The 16,644-nt window shown below is 68.8% G+C and carries 12 protein-coding genes; 10 read left to right on the top strand and 2 right to left on the bottom strand.

Annotated features, from left to right (window positions below):
• Nucleotides 1–29 precede the first annotated feature (29 nt).
• Both ACFWX1_RS42300 and ACFWX1_RS42295 read right to left on the bottom strand, forming a co-directional pair.
• Nucleotides 30–4,877: an SDR family NAD(P)-dependent oxidoreductase gene (locus ACFWX1_RS42300; protein ID WP_378395549.1), complete on the bottom strand. Its 4,848-nt coding sequence runs from the start codon at nt 4,875–4,877 to the stop codon at nt 30–32.
• Nucleotides 4,877–6,181 (bottom strand): acyltransferase domain-containing protein, encoded by a 1,305-nt coding sequence (locus ACFWX1_RS42295; RefSeq protein ID WP_378395535.1) that lies wholly within the window; start codon nt 6,179–6,181, stop codon nt 4,877–4,879. Before ACFWX1_RS42295 ends, ACFWX1_RS42300 begins: the two co-directional genes overlap by 1 nt.
• Nucleotides 6,182–7,108: 927 nt before the next feature.
• Between ACFWX1_RS42295 and ACFWX1_RS42290 the strand changes: the two genes are divergently transcribed.
• The 10 genes from ACFWX1_RS42290 (at nt 7,109) to ACFWX1_RS42245 (ending at nt 16,508) form a co-directional block, all read left to right on the top strand.
• Nucleotides 7,109–7,681, top strand: a complete 573-nt coding sequence (locus ACFWX1_RS42290; protein ID WP_378395534.1) for a nitroreductase family deazaflavin-dependent oxidoreductase — start codon at nt 7,109–7,111, stop codon at nt 7,679–7,681.
• A gap of 71 nt (nt 7,682–7,752) precedes the next feature.
• Nucleotides 7,753–8,157 (top strand): sterol carrier protein, encoded by a 405-nt coding sequence (locus ACFWX1_RS42285; protein ID WP_378395533.1) that lies wholly within the window; start codon nt 7,753–7,755, stop codon nt 8,155–8,157.
• Nucleotides 8,154–9,260, top strand: a complete 1,107-nt coding sequence (locus ACFWX1_RS42280) for an NAD(P)-dependent alcohol dehydrogenase (RefSeq protein ID WP_378395532.1) — start codon at nt 8,154–8,156, stop codon at nt 9,258–9,260. Before ACFWX1_RS42285 ends, ACFWX1_RS42280 begins: the two co-directional genes overlap by 4 nt.
• 552 nt (nt 9,261–9,812) lie before the next feature.
• Complete coding sequence (gene ispG / locus ACFWX1_RS42275) at nt 9,813–10,919, top strand: flavodoxin-dependent (E)-4-hydroxy-3-methylbut-2-enyl-diphosphate synthase (RefSeq protein WP_378395530.1); 1,107 nt, start codon at nt 9,813–9,815, stop codon at nt 10,917–10,919.
• Between the two features lie 82 nt (nt 10,920–11,001).
• The gene (locus tag ACFWX1_RS42270; RefSeq protein WP_378395529.1) at nt 11,002–11,610 is read left to right on the top strand and encodes a YjbQ family protein; all 609 of its coding nucleotides are present in this window, start codon (nt 11,002–11,004) and stop codon (nt 11,608–11,610) included.
• The gene (locus tag ACFWX1_RS42265) at nt 11,607–12,671 is read left to right on the top strand and encodes a polyprenyl synthetase family protein (protein ID WP_378395528.1); all 1,065 of its coding nucleotides are present in this window, start codon (nt 11,607–11,609) and stop codon (nt 12,669–12,671) included. The genes ACFWX1_RS42270 and ACFWX1_RS42265 overlap by 4 nt, the downstream gene beginning before the upstream one ends.
• Nucleotides 12,668–13,594 (top strand): 4-hydroxy-3-methylbut-2-enyl diphosphate reductase, encoded by a 927-nt coding sequence (gene ispH, locus ACFWX1_RS42260; protein WP_378395527.1) that lies wholly within the window; start codon nt 12,668–12,670, stop codon nt 13,592–13,594. Before ACFWX1_RS42265 ends, ispH begins: the two co-directional genes overlap by 4 nt.
• Nucleotides 13,595–13,690: 96 nt before the next feature.
• Nucleotides 13,691–14,800, top strand: a complete 1,110-nt coding sequence (locus ACFWX1_RS42255; RefSeq protein WP_378395526.1) for a polyprenyl synthetase family protein — start codon at nt 13,691–13,693, stop codon at nt 14,798–14,800.
• A gap of 42 nt (nt 14,801–14,842) precedes the next feature.
• Nucleotides 14,843–15,466 (top strand): isopentenyl-diphosphate Delta-isomerase, encoded by a 624-nt coding sequence (gene idi / locus ACFWX1_RS42250; protein ID WP_378395525.1) that lies wholly within the window; start codon nt 14,843–14,845, stop codon nt 15,464–15,466.
• Nucleotides 15,456–16,508 (top strand): hypothetical protein, encoded by a 1,053-nt coding sequence (locus ACFWX1_RS42245; protein WP_378395523.1) that lies wholly within the window; start codon nt 15,456–15,458, stop codon nt 16,506–16,508. Before idi ends, ACFWX1_RS42245 begins: the two co-directional genes overlap by 11 nt.
• Nucleotides 16,509–16,644 lie beyond the last annotated feature (136 nt).

Below are 16,644 nucleotides of genomic sequence, written 5' to 3'. Positions count from 1 at the left end.
GACGGCCACCTTTCCGTTCGGTCTGCGGGTCATGACATCACCGGATGCCACGGGGAAACAGTGGAGGACTCGCTCGCGAACGGGATCTGTTCGGTGGCGTCGTTGTCGTGGAAACTGCCGGTGGCAAGGTCGAAACGGCCGATCTGTATGGCCTGCACCCCGGTGGCCTGGGCAAGAACGCGGTCATCGGCGAGAGCCAGCAGGCGGCTGCCGGGGCCTGGCGGGTCGGCGAAGAAGTGCAGGGTCCGGCCGTGTGCGGCCAGCACATCCGCGTCGTTGTGCCGGGTGTAGAGGTCGATCGCCGCGATCCGGCGTGTGAGCAGCAGCGGAATAGACCACTGGTCGGTGTGGACGAGAAACGCGAGTTCCAGTATCCCCTGGAACAGGACGGTGGGGAGACGGCCGAAGGTCGCGAAGCCCGGCGGGCGCGACGGGTCGTAGGCGCGGAGCGTGGAGTGCGCTCCGGTGTCGCCGACGGTGTGGCCGGTGGTGGTCAGGTAGGGGCCGCTTGCGTGGCAGCGGTCGTTCGGCAGGTACATGGGGTTGGGTACCGGCCGCGCGGGCATGGTGGATGGGCGGTTCCACCGGGGCGGTGGTGGCGGGTTCGTGGCGAGAAGAACATCGACCTCGCTGTGCAGCTGTTCGTTGAGGATCCGGCCGTCGCCCGGGTGCTGGACGAACGAGGTGAGCCATGCCCGGATCCGCGCACGGTCCTCCTGGCGTTCGATGACGGTGGCGCCGGCGCGAACGGTCTTCGGCCGGTTCGCCGTGGCCCGCAGCGGCACGCGCAGTTCGAGGTCACGGAAACCGATCACCGTCATGCCGGGCACGAGACGCAGCGCGGCTTCCAGTGACATTTCCAGCGGAATCGAACCCGGCATGAGCGGCCTGCCGCGAATGACGTGTACTGCCAGGTGATTGTCGATCTGGACGTCGAAGACGCGGTCGAAGAACACGTGATTGTCGTCGGGCACGGTAAACGACGGGCTTGGGGGGACGACGGCGGTGCGGGCGGGGTGAATCCGCAGGTGCGGGGCTTGCGCGGTGAGGACGGCACGTTCGGCGTCGGGTAGATGGACGATGACCGGTGGCCTGCCGGGATCACCGAGAGCCTGGTCGAACCGGAGGTATGCCTCCCTGGGTGACATGAACTTGGTGATTCCGTTGCGGCGCATGGTGTCCTGGATGAGCGGGTCGCCCGTGATACCCAGGCCGTCCCACGCGCTCCAGTGCACCGTGAACTCGGCGTTGTGTTCGACGTTGGATGACCACATCGCCGCAGTGGCCAGGAAGTCGTTGGCCGAGCCGTACTCGGCTTCCGCGGCCCAGCCGACCAGGCCGATGGTGGACCCGAAGTTGCACCACAGGCGCGGGAGCCTGCCGTGCAGAGCACGACGCAGGTTCGCGTAGCCGGCGATCTTCGTGTCCCGTCCCCGCCGGAAGGCCGCCGGGTCCTTGCGGGACAGTGCTGCCGGGGTGGCCGCGGACGCGGCGTGGACGAGCAGATCGATACCGCTTTCCGCCTGGTGGATGTGATCCATGACCTGTCTGACCGCCGCCGCGTCGGTGACGTCGCAGGCCAGGTAGTGGACCCGGTCATGTCCACTGTGGACGGCCAGGCGGGTGAGCGTCTCGCGGATGGCGTGCTGTTTGCGGATTGTGTCCCAGGTGGACGCAAGGGTGCTGAGCGGAGCCTGCGGGTTGAGCCGGTGCTGCTCGGCGATGAACTCGGCCCGGTCGGGCAGCGGGGTCAAGACACCGGGCGGCGGAGCGGGGGTGCGGCCCAGAATGTAGATCGCGGGTGCGTGATCACGGGCCAGCGACTCCAGCAGCGGCCCCAGGACGCCTCCGGCGCCACCGGTCACCACGACCACGCTCTGCCTGCCGAGCGGACCGGCCGCCGCCTGATCCGGGGATGGCAGGGCGGTCAGGCGGTAACCGAGACGGCGATGTCCGCGGATCAGCACCACTCCCAGGTGATGATCGGTGCCCGATTCGGTGCCGAGTTGGCCGAGCGCCTCGCTCAGGTCGGGGGAATCGGTGAGCACGCACCAGCAACGGGCCGCCGGAAACTCGACCCGGACGGCCTTCATGAGCCCGGTGAAAGCTCCCGCGTACGGGTGCGGCACGTCCTGCCGCAGCGCGTCCATGAGCAATACACCGAATGTCGCGCCGGCGCCGAGTGCGGGTGCGAAGCGTTTGATCGCGAGGACGACCAGATCGTGCAGGTCGCCGAGGCGGTCCATGGTGCCGGGTTCCCAGGGATCAGCGCTGCCGGTGGCGTCGAGGCGGCACAGCACCCGCAGGTGCTCGATCGGCCCGGGCGGTTCGGTCATCGGTCCGCCGGTCACCCACGTGGCACCTGTTCCGCGTTCGCGGGCCGCGGCGGCGATGACGGGATCGTCGGTGATGACCAGGGTGTTCCCGGTCAGGCAGGCGACAGGGTCCCGGGCCGGAGGCAGGTCGTCCCCGGTGAGCTCACCGAATGCCAGCCCGGCGCGGGTGACGACGACGTCCTCCTTGCCACCGCCCTCACCGGATGCCGCGTCTTCGCCAGATGCCGCGTCCGGTGTCACGTCTGATGGCACGTCGATGGTCACCGCCGGGCAGTCGGGCCGGCTGGGCGTGATCTCGGTGCCCTGCCCGGTCACCACGGCACGCACCAGCGCCACAAGGCCGTCGGCGCCCACATACGTACGGTCCTGTTCGTGGCGGGTCCCTCTGTCCGCGGCGGGACTGGTGCGCACCGTCGCCAGTACCGGCAACGCGAACTGCTCCGCGGTGCTCCGGCGGGTCAGCGCGACCGCGACCGCGCCTTCGGCCACGACCGGCCGGCCGCGCAGGGCAGCGGCGAACTCGGGTTCGGAGTTGGCGTTCGCCCCCAGCACAATCATCAACTCCAGACCGCCGTGCAGCAGGTACTGTTCGGCGACGCGCAGTGCGGACAGGCTCGCGTCGCTGGTTTCCACGGCCAGATGCGGGCCGTGCAGGTCGTAGTAGTTGGTCACCCAGCCGCCGATGAGGCTGGCCCCCACGGTCGTGACCGCGGTGTCCGGCCCGGTGGGCGGCCCCTGCTCGCGCACTTTCGCGCTGACCGCCTCGAAGGCCGAGCGCAGGTCGGCGTCGTCAGGGTTGTCGTGGCCGGAGCCGATGGCGGCGGCGCAGTCGGCGAGGTAGCAGCGCAGCAGGTTCAGTACGGCAGCCCGCATCGGGCCGGCGTGCGCGACGACCAGCCCGGTGGCAGCCCTGAGCCCGCTCCAGGCCGGTTCCAGATCGCGCGCAAGCTCGCCCACCATGCGCAGCGCCATGATCTCCGTCCGGTCCATGTGCCGGACAGTCGGCGGCGGGACACGCAGTTCGGTGAACGCGGGCGTGCGGAAGGAATCGCCGAAGGACGCCGGTGGTGGCGGTGCCGCGCCAGTCAGCCATCGCCGCACCGCGGCGCGGCCGGTGTACTCCGGGAACTGCCCGGTCCATGCCGTGAGAACCACCTCGTCCGCGTCCCGCGCCACGGCCGTGCTGCGGGTAGGACCGTCGGTCAGCACCAGGTGGGTGTTGACGCCGCCGAGTCCGAACGCCGACACCGCGGCGACCCGAGGCCGGTCACCGCGCGGCCACGCGACGGGTTGGGCGGGGACGAACATCGGGTTCAGCTCGCCGCTGGCCGCCTGGAAGTACTGTTGCGCGGGAAGGGTTTCGTGGCGCAGCGCCAGGACACCGTGCAGGAGCGACACCAGGCCGGCGCAGATGCCGGTGTGACCGATGAGCGCCTTGTTGCTCACGACTGGCACCGGCGAATCCCGGTCGGCGAGCAGTTCCCGCAGGACTCCCACCTCGACCGGATCGCCCGCCCTGGTCCCGGTCCCGTGTGCCACGACGACATCGAGGTCGTCCACATCGATGCCCGCAGCCTTCCACGCCTGGGTGATGGCTCGCCGCTGGCCCAGCGGATTGGGCGCTCCCACGGACTTGCCCTTGCCGTCGGAAGCCGCGCCGCACCCGGCGATGATTCCCAGCACACCGTCACCGTCGGCCGTGGCGCGGTCGAGAGTCTTGAGCACGACCAGCGCCGCACCGTCACCGAACGCCGTGCCGTGGGCGTCCCGGTCCAGCGCGCGGATCTGAGGGACATCCGCGAGAACCCCGGCGTTGGACAGCGCCACCATGGCGCGCGGAGTGAGTTCATGGGCCGCACCGCACAGGGCGACATCGCATTCCCCGGCTTGCAGGCGCGGCACGGCCAGATTGATGGCCATCAGGCCCGATCCGCAGGTCGCGGTGACGACGTCCAACTCCCGCCGCGGTGGCAGCAGACCCGCGAACGCCCGCCGGCAGATGTCATCCGGCAGATGGCCCTCGGTGTCACGGCCGTATCTGCGGGCCAGAATCCGGCGAATCCGCAGCGCCCGCGCCGTACTCCGGCCGTCGCCGTGTTCTTCCAGCGCGTCGCTGAGCATCCGTCCCAGGCTTTGCCCCGCCATCCGGGATTCCAGGGCCTGCACCGTGTCGGCCGCCACCGCCATCTCGATCAGGACACGATCGTCGGCGTTCAGCCTGACCTGGTCGAGCGCCTGCAGCGCGCAGTGCCGCAGCCAGGTCGCCGGCGCGTCCTCATCGGCCGGCCAGGAACCGGCGCGGATGTCGTCCATCAGCGCGGTGTGCGGAGCGAATCCGTCGATGAACCCGCCATGACGGTGGCGTGTTCGGTCCGGCTCGGTCGGCTCAGCCGACCAGAAATGCGTCAGATCCATCCGTTCGGCCGAGGGTTCCGACAAAATGTTGTGGTCGCCGCTCAGAACGTCCCACAGATCGTCGGGAGAGCTGATACGGGGTAGCACCACCCCCATCCCGACGATGGCAATCGGTCGACCGGACATCATCGTGAACCACCGGCCAACTGGGCGGTGACCGAATCGGCGACCGACCCCAATGTCGGATAGTCGCTGAGCTTGATCTCGGTCCGGGCCAGACCAAAACGCTCGGTGACCTTGGTGAGCACCGCCACCTGCCGCAAGGAGTCGATGCCCAGGTCGGCTTCGAGATCGACGTCTTCGGTGAACACATCCGCCGGATATCCCACGACTTCGGCGTACATGGTGGCCAGCTCGGCGAGCAGATCCTCCCGGACCAGAGACGGCACGGATTCCGCTACGGCCGGGCGCGCACTCCGTTCCGCGTTCTCGACGGCCGGCGCCTGACGATATGGAATGGCGATGTCCTCCGGCTCCGCTGCGGCGGGAACCGTGCTCGGCTCCGGCGCGGCCGCGCTCGCCGGGCCCGGTATCGGCGAAGTCACCTGGACAGCGGGCAGGGTGGCCTCGACCATCCGCGTGATCGTGCCGTCGCCGCCGTAGTCGAGATAGCGATCAATGCCCTCGCTGTGCAGGGTTCTCAGGCTTTCGGCGAAAAGAACCGGGCGGACGTACATCTCGGCGATATGCCCGAGAAGGTCGTCCTGGTCGGTGTGCCGCCGATTATGGAAAACGCAGTGCACCGGTGTGCGCAACGGCCGCTGGTGGATGCCGGAGGCGGCGAGCTCCTGCCGCAACGTGTCGACCAGGGAGGCCATGACCGGGCTGTGATACGCAAACCGGACCGGCAGCCGGACCGCCCGGATGCCCAGGAGCCCGGCCAGCCGGTCGACCAACTGAAGGTCGTCGAGCGTCCCGCTGACCACAGTGGACCGGGGGGTGTTGTGGCACGCCACCCGCAGCGAGGCAGACGCCACGGTTTCCAGTAAACTGGTGGCCCTCGCCGCGCCGATATCCAGTGCGGTCATCCCGCCGAGATCCATGACCTGTTTGGCAAGCCGCATTCGCGTCCGGACGATGCGGGCACCGTCGGCCGGCAGGAACGCTCCCGCGGCCACCAGTGCCGTGATCTCTCCGAAACTGTGTCCTAACAGGACAGCTGGGCCTGTTCCCGCGCGCTGCCCCACCGCGTACGCCCCCAGCGCCGTCGCGATCTGAACCAGCGAGGGCAGCGCGGGGTCAGGGTGGTCACGAAGGTACTTCGGCCCATCGCCGCCGAGAACGAGATCCCGGAGCGACGCGCCGTCCGCGTCGCCGAATCCCGCCTCGACGCCCCGGAGCGTTTCTCTGAACTCTGGGTAGGTGTCCAGTGTACGGAGCATGTTCAGCGGAATAAAACTCGTGGCGCCCGCGAAGACTCCAACGCTCATGCGAAAAGAATCCATCGCACTACTCCTTCAATGCGGACTACAGCTCCGGCGATCAGCGAAAAATGGGGAAGGCATAGAACATTGCGGCACCGGACCTGACCACTATGTTTGCTGGCAACCATGGCGCCGCGGCAGATGGTTGTCAGGTACAAATCCCGGGCTTATGTAGCGAGCCGCTCAGGCGAGTAGCCAGTCGGGCCGATCGGTATGCGAGTGTGCAACCGCGTCGGGTGAGACACTGGGAGCGCTTCACGCAGGCCTCAGGTTCACCTGGAGAGATCATCCACCCCTCCTCGCTGACGGGGTAGAAGAAGACTAAGCGTCACTATGGGGCAGCTCAATCACACGATCGTGTAATTGACAAGCGATGGCAGGTGCGAGTCAGAACTCGTTGACGGACGACGATGCTCATCCTCGCGCTACGCGATGTCATGCCCCACACGGGTATCGCAGCGCCGACCCGACGGAGCGGAGAGTTCGTCACTGCCTTTCGAATGTGGTGCTGCACCGAAATGGGTGCGAACTGTTTCCTTCGGTGACCCGTTGGTGAATTGCCGCGGTGAGCTATTGATCGACAACGCCGGACATTGCGGTCTGGGGATAGCCCTGCGTACGGGTGGCGCCGAGGGCATCGGTCGATGATCGACCCCGTCACAGAATTGTCACGATACGTGATTGCCCTGTCCTTCAATTGCCCGTCAGGCGCAACATGGATGACCTCCGTTGAACTGTTTGGTCTAACAGAACAGCGTGGCTGGTGACTCGGAGTCGTAGCCGCCGCACGACCGGCTGAGACGTGCCGGCACGAGTGGTCGAGGCTCCGGGCGTCAGATACCTGACGCCGACAGGTGGTCTTCCTCGAGCCGGAATGGCGGAACACGCCGTGTCAGCCGGTCGATCCGGGAAGGTGCCCACCAGACCTACACGATGACCTGCCACAACGATGTGCCGGAGGTGACTATGTCGCTGCCTGTTCCAGCGAAGTCCGCAAGGATCAATCCCTGGCTCAAAAGCGTCCATGCTCTCGGGCGGCGACGCTGGTTCCTGGGGCCCTCCCGGTTCCTGACCAAGATCGACGTGCGGCTTCAGCGCGCCACGCATGGTCGTCGTAGCCTGGTACCGCTGTTCGGCATGCCTTCGCTGCTGCTGGCCACGACCGGCCGGCGTAGCGGTCTGCCACGCTCGACGCCGCTGACGTACGTGCTGCACGGCCGGGCCTACGCCGTTGTCGGTTCGAATGTCGGTCGCCGCGAACATCCGGCGTGGTCGGCCAACCTGCTCGCGGATCCCAGGGCGACGGTCACCGTTGCCGGAGCCACCGTCGCGGTACGAGCCCGGTTGGTGGATGGGGCGGAACGTGAGCAGTTGTGGACACAGCTGTGCGAGCTGTGGCCGGGCTACCTGACCTATGCCACCGTCAGCCACCGGAATCTCAGGCTGTTCCTCCTCGAGCCCGTAGGCGAACAGCCGCCGGCTGACCGGCCGCCACGCCGTTCGTGACACGGCCGTGCGCCGGTCATTCGTTCCGGACGTCCAAGACGCACTACGACGTTACCAAGAGAGGCGAGGTCATGGCGTATTTCAACGACGCAGCCGAAGTGTATCGCTATCTGGGTGGCATGTTCGAGGCCGCCGAAAACCACAAGGACGTGGGGCCGAAACTGCGGGCCGCCGATCTGACCTTTCGTGTCGACTATTCGGATCCGGCCGCCACGATGTTCGTGCGGCTGGCACCGTCCGGCATCGAAGTGATCAAGGGAGAGGCCGATGTGGTCCCGGATATCCGGCTGGCGATGTCGGCCGACATCGGCGACCGTTTCTGGCGCGGTGAGTACAACGCCGCCATCGGACTGGCCCGGGGTGAGGTTCGTGCCCGTGGCCCCATCAGCAAACTGCTCCGGCTGATCCCGCTCACGAAACCTCTCGTCCCGTTGTACAAGGACCTCGTCGCGGCCAAGGACGGTGAGCGCACGTGATCACCACCGCGACCGCGGCCTTGTTGGAGGCCCCGGGGAAACCGCTCAGTCTGGAACAGGTGGAGCTGCCCGTCCTGGTCGGCGACGAGATTCTCGTGAAGATGAAGAGCGCGAGCATCTGCCACACCGACGTGCTGGTTGCCGACGGTGTCATCCCCTACCCGCTGCCCATGGTCCCCGGTCACGAAGGCGCCGGGATCGTCGAGGAGGTCGGCCCCGGGGAACGCACGCTGTCGGTGGGTGACACCGTGGTGCTGAGCTTCGACTCCTGCCGCCAGTGTGTGCAGTGCACCACCGGGCATCCGGCATACTGCGAACTGTTCGGCGCGCTCAACTACACCGGCACACGTCTCGACGGATCGGTCACCTTGAGCCGGAAGAACGCACCGGTACACGGCAGCTGGTTCGGCCAGTCTTCCCTTGCCACCCACGCGATTGCCAGCTCCCGCAACGCGGTCAAGGTGCCCGGCGGACTTCCGTGGGAGATCCTGGCTCCGCTCGGCTGCGGATTGCTCACCGGCGCGGGAACCGTGTGCCATACGTTGTGCCCGGCCGCCGGGCAGAGCATGGTCGTCTTCGGACTCGGCGCCGTCGGGCTGAGCGCTGTGATGGCCGCTTCGGACATCGGCTGCACTCCGCTCATCGGGGTCGACCCCCATCCGCAGCGTCGTGCGCTGGCCGAGGAACTGGGCTGTACCCATGTCATCGACCCCTACGGCACCGAGGATCTCGGCTGGAGCATCGCCGAAATCCTCGGCCCGGGTGCCGATTTCACCGTCGACACCGTCGGTTCCGGCACGGTGGTCCGCCAGGCCCTCGAAGCCCTGCGTACCCCTGGCCGCTGCGCCACCTTGGGCGTCCAGGCGATGGAGAACGACATCACCATCGATCAGGGCCATCTCCTGCTCGGCAGGAGCTTGCACGGAGTCATCGAGGGTGACGCGGACCCGCACACGTTCATCCCCCGGCTCCTGGACCGCTACCAAGATGGCCGTTTCCCCCTCGAACGACTGGTCCGCACCTACCCCTTCCCCCGGATCAACGAGGCGCTCGACGCGGCACGAGCGGGTACCGCCGTCAAAGCCGTTCTCCTCTTCGACTGAGGAACACAACCGGAGAGAGCCGATGACCGCCGTCCCCCGGTAATCACCGTCGCCAAAGAGTGACAGTCGGCACGCCGATCGAGCGATGCCTGAATTCGGCGATATCGCTCAAACCCACGCCGCCGGAACGGCACTGAAACCGCAGAGAAATGGTGTTTCCTGACGCGGATCTAGCCATAACATCGCTGTCGTTACCGCCGCTGTCCCGCCGGGCGAAAAACGGGCCGACGGGACGCGGTGGCGCGCTGAAAAACGGGTGGTGAACTGTTGATGACCGACCCCATTACAGAATTGTCACATCGCGTGATAGGACTGTCTTTATTCGCCCATCGTGCGCAACATGGATGACCTGCGTTGCGCTGTTTGGTCTAACAGAACCGCGTGGTTGGTGACCCGGAGTTGACGTCACCGCGGCACGACCCAGTTGAGATGTGCCGGCACGGTGACCGAGTCTCCGAGCGTCAGATGCCCGGCGCTGATCAGTGGCTTTTTCCCCGGGCGCAAGGAATGGCGGATCACGCCGTGCGAGCCGGCCGATCCAGGAGGTGTGTCGTGACTGTGACGGGTGGTGTGCGCGTGGCTCGCCGGGAGTGCCGGCGAGTGTGGGTGGGGCGTGTCGCGGTCGGTGGTGGCGCGCCGGTGAGTGTGCAGTCGATGACCAAGACGCCCACCGCCGACGTGGACGCGACCTTGCGGCAGATCGCGGAGCTGACCGCGGCGGGATGTGACATCGTGCGGGTGGCGGTGCCGTCGCAGGACGACGCGGACGCGCTGGCCTCGATCGCGGGACGGTCCCCGATCCCGGTGATCGCCGACGTGCATTTTCAGCCCCGGTACGTGTTCGCCGCGATCGACGCGGGCTGTGCGGGAGTGCGGGTCAATCCGGGCAATATCAAGCGGTTCGACGACCGGGTCGCCGACATCGCGTCCGCCGCGCGGGATCGGGGGGTGCCGATCCGGATCGGGGTGAACGCGGGCAGTCTCGACCCGAGGCTGCTGGCCAAGCATCACGGCAAGGCCGGCCCGGAGGCGCTGGTGGAGTCGGCGCTGTGGGAGGCCTCGCTGTTCGCCGAGCACGACTTCCACGACGTCAAGATCAGCGTGAAGCACCACGACCCGGTCGTCATGATGGCGGCCTACGAGCAGCTGGCCGCCCAGTGCGACTACCCGCTGCACGTCGGCGTGACCGAAGCCGGGCCGGAGTTCCAGGGCGTGATCAAGTCCGCGGTCGCCTTCGGTGTCCTGCTGCGCGAGGGGATCGGCGACACCATCCGGGTGTCGTTGTCGGCGCATCCGGTGCGTGAGGTCAAGGCCGGGATCGGGATCCTCGAGTCGCTGGGGCTGCGTCCCCGCCGTCTGGAGATCATCTCCTGCCCGTCCTGCGGCCGCGCGCAGGTCGACGTGCACCGGCTGACCGAGCAGGTGGCCGCGGCGTTCGAGGGATTCCCGGCACCGATCCGGGTGGCGGTGATGGGCTGCGTGGTCAACGGTCCCGGCGAGGCACGCGAGGCCGACATCGGGGTGTCCAGCGGGAACGGCAAGGGACAGATTTTCGTGCGGGGGCAGGTGGTGGCGACCGTGCCCGAGCACCGGATCGTCGAGACGCTGCTCGATCAGGCCCTCGCACTGACCGGCACCACCGCCGGTCCCTCAGTGTGACAAAACCGCGATGACCGAACCGTCGGCGGTGCCACCGAGAACGTGAGCACCAAGCCACGGTGACAAGGAGGTCGAATTCGCCATGACCGCTACCGTTCGTCCCCCGCGGACCGCACCTGGTCCGTCCACTGTGGACGTCATATGGGAACGTCCGCCGGCGCTGGGCATGCCGGGCAGCGCGCTGCTTCGCGTGCGCACCACCGATCCGCTGCATCTGGTGGACCTGACCGACCAGGTCGGCAGCCAGGTCGACGCGGCCGTGGCGGCCACCGGCGCGTCGACCGGCCAGGTGGTGGTGACCTGCGGGCACACCTCGTGCGGATTGATCGTCAACGAGTCGGAGACCGGGCTGCGCGAGGACCTGTTCGACATGCTGTCCACGCTGGCGCCGCCCACCCCGCATCGCTACTGGGCGCATGACGACCTGTCGCGGCGCTGGGAGAACCTGGTGCCCGGCGAGCGCCCCAACGGCCATTCCCATGTCCTGGCGATGCTGGCGACGCACCCGTCGGTGACGCTGCCGCTGTGGGAGGGGCGGATGTGGCTGGGCCAGTGGCAGCGGATCATGCTGCTGGAATGCGACGGCGGGCGCACCCGTGAAGTCCTGGTGCAGGTCTGGACCACCACCGCACCCACCACCGAGGAGCGGGCGGGCAACGGGACCGGAGCGGACGGGGGAACACCGTCATGACCGCCACGATGGCCCCGCCCGCCGGCACCCACGGGCACGAGCACGCCCACGCGATCCTGCGCGAGGCGAGGGCGTGGGTGGAGCCCACCATGCGCGGCCTTGTGGGCCGGCTGGACGGCGACCTGGCTCGGATCTGCGGTCACCACCTGGGATGGTCCGAACCGGACCGGACCCCGCCCGGCGACAGGGAGGACGGCACGGCACTGCGGCCGGCGCTCACCCAGGTCGCGGCCGGGCTGGTCGGTACGGAGGACAGCGTCGCCGTGGAGTGCGCGTGTGCGGTGCAGCTGCTGCATCATGCCGCGCTGCTGCACGACGACGTCATCGATCGCGACCGGATCCGCCGGGGCGTCTCGAGTGGACAGTCGCAGTCGAACGTCTCGGCCGGGGTGCTGGCCGGAGACGCGCTGATGGGGCTCGCGCTGGCCGCGGTGGCCGGTGCCGACCGGTCCTGCGGGCGTGGCTTGTTCGTCCTCGCGGAGACGATCACCGCGGTGCACAACGGCAGGCAGCAGGAGCTGAACCTGGCCACCCGGCCGGTCACCGGCCAGGACACCGTCACCCTGGACGAGTGCCTGGCCATGGCGGGCAACAAGACCGGGGCCCTGCTCGGCGCGGCGCTCGCCCTGCCCGCCGCGTGCCTGCCCGCCGTCGCCACCACCACGGTCAACGCCCTGTACCTGGCCGGCCGCCACCTGGGTATCGCCATCCACTGCGTCGACGACATTCGCCGCCTGTGGGGTGATCCCCGGACCGCCAGCACACCGGCACACACGGACCCGCGCTCGGCCGGGAAGTCCATCCCGATCGTGCTGGCTCTGCGTGGCACCTGCTCCGACGCTGTGGCCGACGCGCTGAAGGAACTGTCCGAAGTGGACACAGTCGCCGACCGGCGCTGGTCGCGGATGACCGCCCGGCTGGCGGAATCCGGATGCCGCGACGCCACGATGGCCATCGCCACCCGCGAGGCCGACCGGTCCCTGCGCTACCTGCGCACGGCCGGTCGCGAGTCCACTGTGGCCGAAGCTCTCGTCGGCTACGTCCTGGGCAGGGCGTCATGAAGGTCGTGCTGGCCGGGTCGCGGGCGTGCTGCGCCGGTGTGGACCGTGCCATCGCGACCGTCACCCACGCCCTGCGACTGTATGGCGCCCCGGTCTATGTGCGCGGGCAGATCGTGCACAACGCCCACGTGGTGGCCGAGTTGCGGGAGCGGGGCGCGGTGTTCGTCACCGACCTGGACGAAGTTCCCGACGAGGGCCTGGTGATCTTCTCCGCGCACGGGGTGTCCCCCGCCGTACGGGCCCGGGCGCGGGAGCGGAGACTGCGCACCATCGACGCCACCTGCCCGCTGGTGGCCAAAGTCCACGCCGAAGCCCGGCGGCTCGCCGCCACCGGCACCCGGATCGTGCTGATCGGCCACGCCGACCACGACGAGGTCCAAGGCACCCTCGGCGAGGCACCCGAGGCGATCCAGCTTGCTGCCACACCCGAAGACGCCGACCACCTCGACGTGCCGCCAGAGGCTCCCGTGGCCTACCTGACCCAGACGACGCTCGCCATGGCCGACGTCGCGCCGGTGGTCGACCGGTTGCGCCACAAGTACCCACGGTTGACCAGCCCACCGACCAGCGACATCTGCTACGCCACCACCAACCGCCAGACCGCCGTCCAGCAGATCGCCGCCCAGGCGGACCTGGTCCTGGTCGTCGGCTCCGCCAACTCCTCCAACAGCGTCCGCTTGGTCGAGGTCGCCCAGGCCGCGGGCTGCCCCGCGCACCTCGTCGAGGACGCCGGCGGCATCGACCCGGCGTGGCTGGAAGGCGTCGGCACCGTCGGCGTCACCGCGGGCGCGTCGACCCCGGAATCCCTTGTCCAGCAAGTGATCGCCGCCCTCGCCCCGGCCGAGATCGTGCACGGCGAGCCGATCACCGAGGACATCGTGTTCCGCCTGCCACCGGGGATCACCGGCCCACAGACGCCCTAGCACGACCACCGGAGGCGATCGGCACTTGCCTCACCGGAGGTTCCGCACGCCCATACCGGATCGCCCCACCGTCCACAGCAGACTTGGGAGCACCCTATGAGCACCACCCACCCGATGAAGCACCCCGCGTACGAACTCACTCACAACGCCGACCGGCACACCGAAACGATCGATACGGACGCGGTGCGTACCCGCGTCAATGAGGTGCTGCTGGCGTTTCTGGACGGCAAGCGGCGTGAGGCGGAAGCGGCAGGGCATCCCCGCGATCTGGTGGAGGCGGTGCGGGGGCTCGTCACCGCGGGCGGCAAACGGGTTCGTCCGCTGTTGTGCGTGGTGGGCTGGCACGCCGCGGGCGGCGACGGTGATCCGGGTGTGGTGCTGCGGGTGGCGGCGGCGGTGGAGATGTGGATGACCTACGCCCTGATCCACGACGACATCATCGACGATTCCGAGACACGGCGGGGACGTCCGACGGCGCAGCGGGCATTCGCCGAGCGGTTCACGGCCGTGCGCGACGCGGCGCGATACGGGGCGAGCGCGGCGCTGCTGGCCGGTGATCTCGCGTTGGGGTGGGCTGCCGAGCTGCTACACGGTGCCGCGCTGGGCGAGACGCGACAGCGGGTGGCGGGAGTGTTCCGCGTGATGCTCGACGAGATGGTGCTCGGGCAGTACCGGGACCTGCTCGGCGCGGCGGTGTTGTCCGACGACGTCGACACGGCCTTGCAGACCGTGCGTTTCAAGACCGCCGCGGGCACGGCGACCCGGCCGCTGCAACTGGGCGCGGCGACGGCCGGAGCGACAGACCTCGAGCGGTTCGCCGCGTTCGGCATGCTGCTGGGCGAGGCCTACCAGTTACGGGACGACCTGCTGGGCGTGTTCGGCCGGTCCGCGGAAACCGGCAAACCCGTACTCGACGACCTGCGCGAGGGCAAGGGCACGGTGCTGCTCGCGGCGGCACTGCGCGCGGCGTCCGGGCCACAGCGCGCGCTGCTGGAATCCCTGGTGGGCCGGCCCGGCCTGACCGAGAACGACGCGGACCGGATCCGATCGGTGCTGGTGGACACCGGCGCACGGGACCGGGTCGAACGGATGATCCGCGACCGGGCCGAGCAGGCCGCCGTCCTCATCGACGCCGCCGGATTCCCCGGGCACGCCGCCGAAGCACTGCACCGGCTCGCCGACCGCGCCACCCAACGCACGAGCTGACACCACCCGCGCTCGATCAGCCACGACCCGAAGGAGGACCACATGGACACCGTCGCACCCGAGGAAGAACAGATCGTGCTGCTCGACGAGGACGGCCGTGCCGTCGGCGTCGCGCCGAAAATCGCCTCCCACCACGAGAACACCCCGCTGCACCTGGCGTTCACCTGCTACGGCTTCGACCGCGACGGCCTGTTCCTGGCGACCCGCCGCGCGGCCACGAAGAAAACCTGGCCGGGTGCGTGGACCAACACCTGCTGCGGGCACCCGGCACCGGGCGAGCACCTGTTCGACGCGGTCTCCCGCAGGCTCGCCGCCGAACTGGGCGTGCGCGCGGCCCGGCTCGACGTGGTGGTGCCCGCGGTCCGCTACCGGGCGAGGATGGACAACGGAATCGTCGAGAACGAGATCGGCCCGGTCGTACGCGCGGTCCTGCACGACACCCCGGCGCCGAACCCGGACGAGGTCGCCGGCCTGCGATGGCTGCCCTGGACCGCCTGGCTGGCCGAGGCCCGCCACGGCACACCCGCCGTAGCCCCGTGGGTGGCCTACGCCCTGGACGCGCTCGCGCCCCTGGGCCCCCACCCGCGACGCTGGCCCACCATCGGCACCGACCGCTGGATGCCGGCCCTGCGCGAGACCCCTACCGGGAGGCGCCATGCCTCGTGAACCACACCTGGACATCCCGTTCGACTGGCACCCCAACCCGGAGCTGCCCGCGGCACGCGAACGCCACATCGTGTGGGCGCGCCGGTTCGGGCTGCTGGACGACCCCGGCCTTGCCCGCCGATACACCGCGTCCAACACCGTGGACATCGCCACGTTTCTCGCCCCGGACGCCCGCGGCGCCGGCCTGGACCTGATCGTCGACCTGGCGGGATGCTTCTTCCTGTTCGACGACCAGTTCGACCTGCCCCCGGGCCAGTGGCCCACCGACGCGGTCGCCCTGTGCCACGACTGCATGAACGTGGTCACCTCGAACTCACCCGCGGCGCCCGGCACGGCACGACTGCTGGCCGCGTTCGCCGACTTCTGGCAGCGCACCCTGGCCGGACGCCCCGCGTGGTGGCGCGCCCTCATCATCGCCGACTGGATCGGCTACTTCGAAGGATGCCTGACCGAAGTGACCGCCCACCACACGGCAGGCTCGCGAATCGGCGTCGACGACTACCTCGCCTACCGCCGCGCCACCATCGGCCAGCGACCGACGGTGGACACGATCGAAGCCGCGCTCGGCTGCGACATCCCCAGCACCGCCCGGACAAGCCCGCTGCCGGCCGCGATGCTGACACTCACCGTGGAAGCCAACCTCCTGATCAACGACTACTACTCACTGGAAAAGGACGAGGCCTGCGACACCCCCAACCTGATCACCAGCCTCATGCACGACCGTGGCTGGAGCCGATCACGGGCAGTGGCGCAGGTGGCCGAGCAAACAGCGCGACTCGCCCACCGGTTCCTCACCCTCAAACAGGACATCCCCGGCCTGTGTGACCAGCTCGGCCTGAACGCACACGACCGCGAACACGTCCACCTCTACATCGACATCCTGCAGAACACCGTCGTGGGCAGCGCACGCTGGAGCGAAGTCGCCGACCGCTACACCCCCGCCGCCGTCAGCCAGGTCGCACGCACCGGCAGCGGAGTATGGCAACACGACACCACCCTCGCACCACTACCGAACCAACCCACCACCCCGTCAACGTGGTGATCCCACAACGGTGACAAAGAGAACCCACAATCGGCGACAGAGGGAGTGTTCCAAGATCGGTGTTTCCGGCCCGACACGCCGGGCTGAGGTCCGGCGGGATGGGCACTGTGAGTGATGACATCGGACCTTGTGAGTC

Origin of the sequence: Amycolatopsis sp. NPDC059021, from assembly GCF_042739895.1 — a bacterium.
Taxonomy (GTDB): Bacteria; Actinomycetota; Actinomycetes; order Mycobacteriales; family Pseudonocardiaceae; genus Amycolatopsis.
The sequence above is the reverse complement of the archived record's forward strand: the minus strand, read 5'-3'. Positions and strand labels throughout refer to the sequence as shown.

What these genes read in the sequence shown, in the direction of transcription:
- ispH (WP_378395527.1), top strand. Translation starts at nt 12,668, where the DNA reads ATGAAGGTCGTGCTGGCCGGGTCGCGGGCGTGCTGCGCCGGTGTGGAC.
- ACFWX1_RS42245 (WP_378395523.1), top strand. Translation starts at nt 15,456, where the DNA reads ATGCCTCGTGAACCACACCTGGACATCCCGTTCGACTGGCACCCCAAC.
- ACFWX1_RS42300 (WP_378395549.1), bottom strand. Translation starts at nt 4,877, where the DNA reads ATGTCCGGTCGACCGATTGCCATCGTCGGGATGGGGGTGGTGCTACCC.
- idi (WP_378395525.1), top strand. Translation starts at nt 14,843, where the DNA reads ATGGACACCGTCGCACCCGAGGAAGAACAGATCGTGCTGCTCGACGAG.
- ACFWX1_RS42270 (WP_378395529.1), top strand. Translation starts at nt 11,002, where the DNA reads ATGACCGCTACCGTTCGTCCCCCGCGGACCGCACCTGGTCCGTCCACT.
- ACFWX1_RS42290 (WP_378395534.1), top strand. Translation starts at nt 7,109, where the DNA reads ATGACCTGCCACAACGATGTGCCGGAGGTGACTATGTCGCTGCCTGTT.
- ACFWX1_RS42295 (WP_378395535.1), bottom strand. Translation starts at nt 6,181, where the DNA reads ATGAGCGTTGGAGTCTTCGCGGGCGCCACGAGTTTTATTCCGCTGAAC.
- ACFWX1_RS42255 (WP_378395526.1), top strand. Translation starts at nt 13,691, where the DNA reads ATGAGCACCACCCACCCGATGAAGCACCCCGCGTACGAACTCACTCAC.
- ACFWX1_RS42285 (WP_378395533.1), top strand. Translation starts at nt 7,753, where the DNA reads ATGGCGTATTTCAACGACGCAGCCGAAGTGTATCGCTATCTGGGTGGC.
- ACFWX1_RS42265 (WP_378395528.1), top strand. Translation starts at nt 11,607, where the DNA reads ATGACCGCCACGATGGCCCCGCCCGCCGGCACCCACGGGCACGAGCAC.